Source organism: Desulfothermus sp. (assembly GCF_053993635.1).
In genome coordinates, this window is record NZ_JBMYBT010000119.1 from 1 (window position 1) to 11,276 (window position 11,276).

Below are 11,276 nucleotides of genomic sequence, written 5' to 3' on the forward strand. Positions count from 1 at the left end.
TATGTCTCCATAAAAAAGCCACGTTCATCTCCAAATACCTTTGGAATAACAAGAATAAGTCCATCTATTTCACATTTTTTAAATTTAAATGGCATTGTATTCCTCCCACCACCTGTCAATACCAGACTGCCATGATGGTATTTTGGCTTCAACAAGGGATTCAATTTTTTTGCTATCCAGCTTACTAAAATTTGGCCTTCTGGCCTTTAAATTAAAGTCTGAAGTCTTTGCCCTATAGAGATTCCCATCCCAACCAATTTTATTTAATAGATATTTGGCCTGATCATACTTGCTTGCAATGCCATCATTTGAAAAATGAAATAGACCAAAATTCACTTTTTTTAGTAATTTTAAAGAAAAATCAGCAAGATCATAAGAGTAAGTAGGTGAGGAGATTTGATCATCTACTATTTTTAATTCTTTGTATTTTTTTGCCCAATCTAATACTTGAGTATTAAAATTTTTACCATTTATTCCAAAAAGCCACGAAGTTCTTATTACTATTGATTTATCATACTCGTTTAAAACAAGAACCTCCCCTTTTAACTTACTTTTTCCATAAACTGAAACAGGATTTGGTTTATCTTCTTCTTTATAAGGTTCTCCTTTATTCCCATCAAATACAAAATCTGTGGAATATGTAACAAAAATAGCTTTTACCTCTTTTGCGGCCTTTGCCAAATAAAAAGGTGCATATGCATTTAATTTATAACAATTTTCTGAATCTTCTTCTGCCTTATCAACATCATTATATGCTGCACAATTTATTATCAAATCGAAGTTACCTCTCTTTACAAAATCAAAAACCGATTTCTCATTGGTAATATCCAGCTCTTTATAATCTGTAGCAACAAAATCACAACTCATATTGTTTAATATACGTCTAATATCAAAACCCAGTTGCCCATTAGCACCTGTAATGAGTATTTTTGCCTGTTTGATATTCATAAAAAACTCCAGAAAGTTTATCTATATCTTCAAAACAGCCTTATACATATCATATGTAATGGATAAGACCTTTTGTGCAAGCTCAATATTCAAGGAACCAGCTCCACAACTAGGAGTTATAAATGTGTTTGTAATTATTTGGGAGCTATTTATACCAGTTTGTTCTTCCATTGTGTTTAATTGTGTCATAAATTTATTATATAAATTATCAAAAGTCTCTTTTTCAATGTATTTTGCATCTGTTGGCACTATACCCCATGCAATAAATTTTCCCTGTGTTAAAAAATCTTTTAATTTGTCTTTAAAGAGAAGTAATTTATCAAAATAAGAATATGCATCAAAGCTCAAGATGTCTGCTCCAGAGTCAAACGCCAATGACCAATCTGTATTGGCACATACATGAATCCCTACCAGCACATTTTGGGTGTGTAAATAGTCTATTATTTCAGAAAACGCTGATAATACATCGTCTCTGCTTATACTTATAAATTCTGATGAACCAAATCCAGCAAGTGCTGGCTCATCCAGAAATATTATAACAGACTTATTAAAACGGGATAAAACCCTGGCCTGATATGCCGAGAGCATTGTTAGATGCTTAACTGCCATATCCCTTAGTTGAAGGTCATAAAAGATTGCCCTTCCATCTGCTTCTTTTACCGCAGTTGCAAAGGTAATTGGTCCTGTTATTTGCCCTTTTATAGCATAAATATTATCTAAACCATCCATTTGAGTTAATCTATCAACCAAATGGTAAAAACCAGCTGCTCTATCCCTGTTTAATGTGAACCTGGTATTTTCAATATCAATTTTTCCTTCAATAACCCCCATGTATTCTTCATAAAATGAGACCATCTCTTCCTGAAAAGTGGGAGTAGCTGTATCTATAAATTCTTTTCCTGACTTAAAGGTGTATCCTGGAAGGGATTCCATAAACTGAGAAATCATCCCTTCAAAAGGCCTTTTAGGGAGTTGAATCCATAAAGGAATATAAGGTGAATATTTAAAGACCCACTCAAGTGCCTTTTTGTGATCTTCCAAAGGAAGGCTCCCAATAAGCATTGGAAGCCCTTTTGGCTTTATTGTTTGCATTAAATCACCTCTTTTAATTTATGTTGATAACCTATAACCTTTGTAACTATTTAGCTCACCTGCCCCTATGAATCGGTAACAAAATCGCGCTCAGATGGAGCACTTTATAGACAAATGATAATGATATTCTCACAAAAGCTGCTTGAATTCTTCAACCGTTAATCCGACTTGCTTTATAATCTTCCTTAATGTCCCTTTTGCTATTTCCCTATGATCTGGAACAACAATACGTCTGTGAGGGGAATTGATTTGCCTTAAAACTATATGACTGCCTTTCTGTCTATCTATTTCATAGCCTATCTTTGATAAAGCTGATATTGCTTCGCGCCCTGATATTCGAGGTAATATACTCACAACACTGCCACCTCTACAATTTCTTCCTCTATAGATGGCGGAACAGGTTCATTATGAGCATTGAGGCTTTCGATATAAACTTCAATTGCCTCTTGGATATTTTTTAAAGCTTCTGTCCGTGTTTCCCCCTGTGAAATACAGCCAGGTAAAGAAGGGACCTCTGCTATAAACATTCCATCTTCATCTTGTTCAATAATAACTCTATATTTCATTCGTCCCTCCAGTTCTTATCTTTGGTTATATCTTTTACTATACCTTACACGCAGTCTTTAAATCATCAATTGCATCTGTTTTTTCCCAGGTAAAATCAGGGTGTTCCCTTCCAAAATGTCCATAACAAGAGGTTTCTCTATATATTGGTCTTTTTAGCTTTAGTCGTTCGATTATAAAATATGGCCTTAAATCAAAAACTTCCAAAATTGCCTTGGTCAAGGTCTCATCACTGACCTTTCCTGTGCCATTGGTATTTACTAAAACAGAGACAGGTTCAGCAACTCCAATAACATATGCTATCTGGACTTCACACATATCAGCAAGATCAGCTGCCACAATGTTTTTGGCAATATATCTTGCCATGTATGCAGCAGATCTATCCACTTTTGATGGATCCTTACCAGAAAAAGCACCTCCACCGTGAGAAGCCATTCCCCCATATGTATCCTGGATGATTTTTCTCCCTGTCATTCCACAATCACCCATTGGACCGCCGATTACAAACCTTCCAGTGGTATTGATAAATATTCTAAGAGCATCATCTACCAACTCTTCAGGCAAGGTTGGTTTAATGACCTCCTCAATAATGGCTTCTCTCAAATCTTCATACTTTACACTCTCCTCATGCTGGGCGGCTATCACTACGTTGTCAATTCTAATTGGCTTGCCATTTTCATATTCTAAGGCAACCTGAGTCTTTCCATCTGGCCTAAGAAAATCAAGTATTCCTTTTTTCCTCACATAAGTGAGTCTCCTACTGAGTTTATGGGCAAGGTATATTGGTGTTGGCATAAGGGTATCAGTTTCTTTGCAGGCAAAACCAAACATCATACCCTGATCTCCAGCTCCCTGTTCTTCTGGTTTCTGTCTGTTGACCCCCATTGCAATATCAGGGGATTGTTTATCCAGGGATGATATTACTGCACATGTCCTCCAATCAAACCCCATCTCTGAGCTGTGATATCCAATTTCCTTTATAGTTTGTCTAACAACTTCTGGATAATCCACGACTCCCTTGCTACTTATTTCTCCTGCGACAAAACACAGACCAGTTGTAACCAGGGTTTCACATGCAACCCTAGCATCTGGGTCCTGCTTTAAAAATTCATCCAATATTGCATCAGAAATCCTATCAGCCACCTTGTCTGGATGTCCCTCAGTTACAGATTCAGACGCAAACATATATCTTCCAGTTTTTCCTATCATAACAAACTCCTATTATTTTTATTTTTAAACTCGCTCAACAATCAAAGGCAAAATTTCCCCGGCCTTACCTTGAATAGAATAATCCATATAATTACTATATGGTGTTTTTTCTAAATTAATTTCCACAACTGTTGCCCCTGCCTCCTTTGCTACCATAAAAAAAGAAGCTGCAGGTTGCACAACCGACGATGTCCCAACTACCATCATAAAATCACAAGACTTTAAAAATTCTATGGTCTTATCAAGTAAAACAGGATCCAGAGATTCTCCAAAAAATACAACCCCTGGTCTAAGCAATCCTCCACATTTCTCGCATTTTGGAAGTATTCCTAAATTTGGCCTTTTATCAAAAAATTCGTTATTACACTCTGTACATCTTACTTTCCAAATGCTTCCGTGAATTTCTATGACCTTTTTGCTTTCAGCTAACTGGTGAAGTCCATCTACATTTTGTGTAATAAGCAAAAAATCATCCTTTTTTTCTTCGAGCTCAGCAATTGCCTTATGTGCAGGATTAAAATTTACCTTGGAAATGAGTTCCCTGCGCCAGTTGTAAAATTCCCATACTTCCTTTGGATTTTTTAAAAAACCCTCAATACTTGCAAGCTTCATGGGATCTTTATTTCTCCACAGTCCACCTTGTCCCCTAAATGTTGGGATACCACTCTCAGCAGACACACCAGCCCCTGTGAGCACTGCCACCTTTTTTGCATCTTGTAATTTTTTCGCTATTTCATCTATCTGTTTACGCATACTTATTTAAACTCTTTTAAATTACAATATGTAAAAAACTGTTTTAATTTAATAAGTCGAAAATCCATGGGATCTATATCCTTAAAAATAGTCTTGACAACAATTAATGGATTCAAATAACAGACACTCCAATCAAACATAAAATAGATGGAACTCTCCCTAATCTCCCATTTTTCCACAATCAAATCAAGGGGAATCTGTTTGTCCTTTTTTTTACATATAACTCCTTTTATTGACTCTTCACTAAATCCTAACAAATAGCGCTCTTTATTATTTAGAAAAATTAACTCAAATAGCTCTTTTTCTGAACACGGCACTTTTAAACGGGTTCCAATATGTTTATGAAAAGTAAATCTTATACCAGGGATAGAATATTTATTTAACTTATCAACTATATCTTCATCAAGTTTTTTTGTAACCTGTACTCCAAAAGACTCACAAAAACTTAGAACTCCCACAGACAAGGCACGGCCAAAGGATATTTTTGGTCTGGGATTATAACCTTGAGAAAAAGCTAATGGGATATTAGCTCGTCTCATAATCCTCTCAATGACCTTTTGGAGTTCAAGTTGAGAGAGATAAGCTGCAAAATCTGTTTTTTCAAACCAAAATAAATAATTATATCTATCCTGGCCTTTTTCTACTTGTCTATTTATATTAACTGCCAAATTTTCCAGAGACTTTTCCTTTGAATTTACAGCAGGATAAATTTCTTTAAAATCGCAAACTCCACATCCAGAACAATCACCCCACCTACAATCATTGGTTGTTTTCTCTTTTTTGGCCTTTACAAGTTCTTTTTTTAAAAACTTTTTACTAACTCCAGTATCTATAAAATCCCATGGCAGATGCTCATCTAAAACCCTAGGGCCAAGATATTTGGAGACCTCTATACCATGTTTTTTTAAAACCTGGGCCCACACATTATAATCAAAATGTTCCATCCACCCAGTAAACACATCTCCACATAAGTATGCATCTAAAATAACATTTGCGAGGCTTTTATCTCCCCTTGAAAAGATCCCTTCTACAACAGACATCTCCAATGTGGGCCAGCTTAGATTAAGCCATTTGTTCTTTTTAAACATTTTATTCAAAAAAACGATTTTTTCTTTTATCTCATCTAAACTATTTTGTCTTTCCCACTGAAAAGGAGTATGTGGCTTGGGGACAAAAGGAGAAATAGATGCAGAGACCTTAACTCGTCTGGTCAATTTTGGCGCAGTTTCTAAGACCTTTAAACACAGTTCAAAAATCCCCTCTAAATCTTCCTTAGTCTCTGTAGGGAGACCAATCATGAAATATAGTTTTATCTGTTGCCATCCATTTTCAAATGCCCATTTTGCGTGATTTATAACATCTTGTTCTGATATACCCTTGTTTATTACATTGCGAAGCCTCTGGGTCCCTGCCTCTGGTGCCAGGGTAAGCCCCCTACTCTTTAATTTTCCAATATATTTTATAAAATTTTCAGGCACACTACCAGCCCTAAGAGATGGAAGAGACAGAGAAATGTTTTCAGAAATACACTTAGAAAATGTCAATGAAAATAATTTATCTAATTTAGAAAAATCTCCTACACTTAAAGAAAGTAAGCCCACCTCTCCATGGCCTGTGGCCTTTAGACCTTCATTTAAAATAGAGCCAATTTCATTAACTGGTCTCTCTCTCACTGGTCTATTGATCATTCCAGCATAGCAAAACCTGCATCCCCTTGTACATCCTTTGGATATTTCCACTACATATCTGTCATGAACGGGTCTTCCAAAAGGAACTATCTGTTTTTTAGGAACATAAGCATTTTTTAAATAGGGAATTATTCGCCTCTTAACGGGCCTGTTCCCCAAAATAGGAACATAGACTCCCTCAAGCATGGCCAATTCCTTGAGAATTTCGTCTCTAGATAAAGATTTTGCTTTACACGTAAGAAACAGATCTGAAATTTCTAAAACAACCTCTTCCCCATCCCCAATTACAAAGGCATCAAAAAAAGGTTCAAGAGGTGTTGGATTAAATACCCCTTCTCCCCCAGCAATTACAATGGGACATAAATCTTGCCTATGTTTTGCTAAAAGAGGAATATTCCCAAGATCCAGCATATACAAAATAGTAGTATAACATAGTTCATGGGTAACACTAAAACCAATTATATCCATGGAAGTTAAGGGCATATCTCCTTCTAGGGTACAGAGGGCCTTATTTTTTTTTCTAAGGAGTGTTGCTACCTGTTTTGATGGGGCATAGACCCTTTGGGCCCAGATATCTTCCCTGGAATTTAAAATCCAATACAAAATCTGATGGCCAAAGTATGAGACACCAACAGGATACTTATCAGGAAAAGCTAAACACCACTTAAGGGGAATGTCTTTTGATTTATGGACACTATTTAATTCCTGGCCAATATAATGGGAAGGATTTTCAAATAATGGGAGAAGCTCTTTCATATCAAAAAAAATAAAGCCAATGCATCTAAATTAACTCTTTCAATGCATCGGCTTTTAATCCTTTTATCCTTTTAGTAAATCAGAGATATTTGTGACCTTACCACCTTTTTGACCACCTCCTCCTATGATATTTTCCAGATTTTTCAGATCTGAGGTGGAAGATATAGTGAGATTACTCGATGCCTCTAAATACTTAGACTCAAGCTCAGCAGGCATATTTTTATACCAATAAACAATATGATCCTTCGAAATTTCACCCTCTATCTCTTGATCAAAGGGATATCCAAAGGGCATTATTGCCATTGATATGCCATTTTGGGTTGGTATTGTCTGAAGAATAGCTGGATCCTTTAACTTGCCTTCTTCCTCCACCCACTTTCCAATTACATAGTCTCCAGTGACTATCTTTACTAGTTTTATTTCATGAGCCATAGACCTTTCCTCCTAAAAAATATTTTAATCAAGATTTAAATTGAATTATACACGGAAATGGAAACTGTCAAGGAAGGAATTAAAGGGGGGGATGCGCCAGGGATAACCTGAGTCTTTTCTATAGTACATTTTTTAAGGAAAATGCCCCCTTCCCAAGGAGGGGGCGAGAAATTATTATGACTTTTTTAATTTTTGCAAGGCCTGTTCTGCCGCAATGGTAATGGGTTCTGCACTTGGTTCAGAGGATATGTCAGGGTTACAGGCAGAGGTAAAAGTGGTTAAATCAGAAATAGTCTTTCCGCCCAGGATAAAAGCAGTAATGGCATCTATCTCCCTTGCTGGGTGAATTGCATGACTTACAATCTGTCCTCCTATTAACTTCTGAGTCCTTTTATCAAATATAAGTTTGATTTTCCAGGGTTTCATTCCTGGAATCATCCTGTGTTTACTTCTGGAATCCACTGTAGCGCAAATGGTTTCAATGCCCTCTCTTGCAGCAGATGTCTCACTAAGTCCTGTAGCTGTCACAGTCATATCAAAGAGTTTACATCCCCCAGCGTCCACTACTCCTGGAAATCCAATGTCATATCCAGCAAGGCGTTTAGCAGCTATTCGTCCCTGCATTACAGCAGGTCCCCTCAATCTTCCACCAGTAGGTTTTTTTGTTATAAAATTAATCTTTTCCACACAGTCACCACCTGCCAGGATGTCGGGATTCGAGGTCTCTTGATATTCGTTTACTTTTATTCCCAATTTCCCTATTTCTAATCCTATTTCCTGGGCAAGTTCAATATTGGGCCTAACACCAACATTGACAAACACCATATCTGCATCCAATTTTTTCCCAGATCCCAGGGCAACAGCTGAAACCTTACCATTATTGCCCAATATTTTTTCTACCTTTTCACCAGTTAAAAGGTTTAATCCCTTTTCTGTCAAATATTCTGTTACCAAATCAGCCATGTCCTTATCAAGCATAAGCGGAAGTGGGCGATCCATGAGTTCAACAATACTTATATTAAATTTACCAGGCATGTTTTCCGCAAGAAGAGAGGCAATTTCCATGGAAATAAACCCAGCACCTATAAATACTATATTTTCGGGTTGTTTTTCAGAAAGATATGTCCTTATTTTTTCAGCATCATCAAGTCCACGTAAGGTCATAACTCCTTCTAAATCTTTACCTTCAATAGGAGGAACAAATGGCCTGGAGCCTGTTGCTAGATATAGTTTATCATAATGAAATCCCTTACCACCAGCAGTAACTACTTCCTTTTTATCTGGATTTATCTTTGTCACCTCATCTACCACTACATTAATACCTGCATCTTCTAACATTTTATCTGGAACCACAATGGATTCGCCTGAGGCCAGACCGGCCACAACATGAGGCAGAGCTCATCTAACAATAAAAAATTTTTCCTTTCGAATTACAGTAATATCAATTTCAGGCATTAATTTTCTGGCTAACATTGCAGCAGGCCCCCCAGAGCCACTGCATCCCACAATAACTAATCTTTCACCTCTATTCATCTCTCACCTCCTTGATTATACTTTTATTATACCAAACTTACTCAACAACATATTAACTTTGCACTAATTAAAAAAATTTATCAAGATAATTCAATAAAATCGTGATTAGTGATGCCAGCCACGATTCACGAATCACGATTTTTGTTAAAAAAGTAAAAACTTTTTATTTTCTTAAAGTATTATATAATGCTCTACCAAAAAATCATTTATGTTTACTTGAGGGAAGATCCACAAGGTTTCCAGCCCCCTTCCAAGTAAAAGACGTGGGAAAGAGGGAGTTGTTATATCTATTTTGCAATCTGTATAAATAATATCAATATCTTTGATTTTGTCTTCTGTGTATGATTTCTTAAAATTGTCATAAGATATCTCTGTTATGTATAGGGATGGATGTGCTATTTGGATGTGCTCTTTGTTTATATAAGAGGTAACATTGTCGCTATTTATCACAAGGCCATATTTAGGCGAGCTTAGGTGTTTAACGTGGTCATTCAACGGCACATAGGCTGTTCCTAGGCAAAAAAATGACCAAAATGGATCAATACTTAGGTTGGTATTAGAAAATTTATCCTCAACGACATTATACACATTAGAGACTCCCAAAAGTTCCAGGGTGACCAATATATTTATAGGCCACTTGTTATAGTTCCCTATGACAAAAGTACTAATTCCCAGTATTCTGGGAATTAGTAAAAGTCCAATGAGTTGTGATGGGGAGCTAAATTCTCTTGATAAGAATACTAATACACCCCTTTTTTTTTGTTGAAATTCTATTATATTGAGTTCTTCTAAATCTATTTCTGTCTTTTTTTTAGATGTATATTGACAGAATTTGTTCTTGAGGAATAGATAATTCAAAGAAATTGACTTTTTTATAATTGATTTTACATATGGATCTATACTTTCAAAGGCTATATCAAATTTCTCTTCATCTAAAGGTTGAATAATTTTTTGTTCAAGAAAGCTTTCTACAACCATCTTTTTATTTTTGTCCACAAACCTCCATATTCTTTTTGTCTTTTTTCTTCTGATGATTTTAGGTCGTATTTAATATAGGCAATCCTGGCCATGTATTTTGAATATTCCACTATATCCTTGAATTCAGGGAAATTTCGTTGAATATATAAATACCTTTTCCATGCTCCTTTGTATCTTTTGGTCCTAAAATAGAAATTGGCAACATATATTTCATGTTTTGCCAGGATGTATCTACACTTTCTTAGGAGTTTTTTTGCCTTTGGCACATATTTAGATCTTGGATATGCTTCAATTAATTTGGTAAAATAGGAGATTGCCTCATGTATACACAGTTGAGGAAGGTCAATACTTGGTTTTTGGTAAAAATTACACATACCTATTTGGAAAATTACATAATCTATATTTTTATGACCTGGATGTAAGGACTCAAACTCTTTATAGGCTGTTTCAGCTTCTTCATATTTTTTTGCATAAAAATAACTATCTGCAAGGAGAAGTTCTGCCCTCACTGTATATGGACTAAATGGGTATTTATCCTTGATTTTTTGGAAATATTCAATTGCTCTATCAAAATTCTTTTCATTAAGTGCATCCTCTCCAGCTTCTAGGAGTTCAAGGGGAGTTTGTGGCTTTGGTCTTAAAAAATAATAATCTATAACTCCACAACCAGAGAACAACATGCAAAAAAACAAGCTAAATATAATGAATCTTATTCTCATGTGATTTATCCAAAAGAGTTTAATCAATCTTTTTCTTGGAGAAAAAGGTATGCAGAGTGGGCTGCTTGTGCACCATCTCCAACTGCAGTGACCACTTGTCTGCAGGTTTTAGCCCTGACATCTCCAGCTGCAAAAATTCCTGGCAGGTTGGTCTGCATTTCATTGTCGGTTTTTATAAAACCTCTAGGGTCAACATCCACATCCTTTGGGATAAAATTACTGTTTGGTGCTATTCCAATAAAGACAAACACTCCATCAACTTTTAGTTCTGTTTTGTTTTGAGTTTTTTTGTTTAATATAAGGATTTCTTCAACATTATCTTTTCCCCTTATCTCTTCAACCACTGAGTCGTAGATAACCTCTATTTTGGGATTTTGTAAGACTCTTTCCTGATAGATTTTATATCCTCTAAATTGATCTCTTCTGTGTATTAAATATACCTTTTGGGCCAATTTTGCCAGATAAAGGGACTCTTCTAATGCTGTATTGCCGCCTCCAATACAGGCCACTACCTGGTCTTTAAAAAACATCCCATCACAAAGGGCACAATAAGATACGCCTCTGCCTGTAAATTCCTCTTCACCTGGCACCCCTAATTTTTTGT

13 protein-coding genes are annotated in these 11,276 nt (G+C 36.0%); all 13 read right to left on the reverse strand.

The genetic code is table 11. The annotated features are described in order from the left end of the window. Positions 1–84: 84 nt before the first annotated feature. On the reverse strand, positions 85–948 hold the full coding sequence (rfbD, locus tag ACY2V1_RS08610) for a dTDP-4-dehydrorhamnose reductase (protein ID WP_461834386.1): 864 nt from the start codon (positions 946–948) through the stop codon (positions 85–87). A gap of 21 nt (positions 949–969) precedes the next feature. Further along, complete coding sequence (locus ACY2V1_RS08615) at positions 970–2,040, reverse strand: uroporphyrinogen decarboxylase/cobalamine-independent methonine synthase family protein (protein ID WP_461834387.1); 1,071 nt, start codon at positions 2,038–2,040, stop codon at positions 970–972. Positions 2,041–2,169: 129 nt separating this feature from the next. Beyond that, complete coding sequence (locus ACY2V1_RS08620) at positions 2,170–2,394, reverse strand: type II toxin-antitoxin system HicA family toxin (RefSeq protein WP_461834388.1); 225 nt, start codon at positions 2,392–2,394, stop codon at positions 2,170–2,172. Then, a complete protein-coding gene (locus ACY2V1_RS08625; RefSeq protein ID WP_461834389.1) occupies positions 2,391–2,606 on the reverse strand; it encodes a type II toxin-antitoxin system HicB family antitoxin in 216 nt (71 codons plus the stop codon). Before ACY2V1_RS08625 ends, ACY2V1_RS08620 begins: the two co-directional genes overlap by 4 nt. A 37-nt stretch (positions 2,607–2,643) precedes the next feature. Continuing rightward, positions 2,644–3,813, reverse strand: a complete 1,170-nt coding sequence (gene metK, locus ACY2V1_RS08630; protein WP_461834390.1) for a methionine adenosyltransferase — start codon at positions 3,811–3,813, stop codon at positions 2,644–2,646. A gap of 24 nt (positions 3,814–3,837) precedes the next feature. After that, positions 3,838–4,566, reverse strand: coding sequence for an SIR2 family NAD-dependent protein deacylase (locus ACY2V1_RS08635; protein WP_461834391.1), 729 nt, complete (start codon positions 4,564–4,566; stop codon positions 3,838–3,840). A 2-nt stretch (positions 4,567–4,568) separates the two neighbouring features. Continuing rightward, the gene (locus ACY2V1_RS08640) at positions 4,569–7,010 is read right to left on the reverse strand and encodes a TIGR03936 family radical SAM-associated protein (protein ID WP_461834392.1); all 2,442 of its coding nucleotides are present in this window, start codon (positions 7,008–7,010) and stop codon (positions 4,569–4,571) included. 63 nt (positions 7,011–7,073) lie between these two features. Further along, positions 7,074–7,442, reverse strand: a complete 369-nt coding sequence (locus ACY2V1_RS08645) for a hypothetical protein (protein ID WP_461834393.1) — start codon at positions 7,440–7,442, stop codon at positions 7,074–7,076. Between the two features lie 174 nt (positions 7,443–7,616). After that, complete coding sequence (locus tag ACY2V1_RS08650; protein WP_461834394.1) at positions 7,617–8,825, reverse strand: FAD-dependent oxidoreductase; 1,209 nt, start codon at positions 8,823–8,825, stop codon at positions 7,617–7,619. 15 nt (positions 8,826–8,840) lie between these two features. Beyond that, positions 8,841–8,975 carry a hypothetical protein gene (locus tag ACY2V1_RS08655; protein ID WP_461834395.1) on the reverse strand — a complete coding sequence of 45 codons (135 nt, stop codon included), beginning with the start codon at positions 8,973–8,975 and terminating at the stop codon, positions 8,841–8,843. A gap of 171 nt (positions 8,976–9,146) precedes the next feature. After that, positions 9,147–9,971, reverse strand: coding sequence for a hypothetical protein (locus ACY2V1_RS08660; RefSeq protein WP_461834396.1), 825 nt, complete (start codon positions 9,969–9,971; stop codon positions 9,147–9,149). After that, positions 9,944–10,672, reverse strand: coding sequence for an outer membrane protein assembly factor BamD (locus ACY2V1_RS08665; protein ID WP_461834397.1), 729 nt, complete (start codon positions 10,670–10,672; stop codon positions 9,944–9,946). The genes ACY2V1_RS08660 and ACY2V1_RS08665 overlap by 28 nt, the downstream gene beginning before the upstream one ends. A gap of 23 nt (positions 10,673–10,695) precedes the next feature. Continuing rightward, the coding region (locus tag ACY2V1_RS08670) for an NAD(P)/FAD-dependent oxidoreductase (protein ID WP_461834398.1) at positions 10,696–11,276 on the reverse strand (581 nt) is incomplete at its 5' end.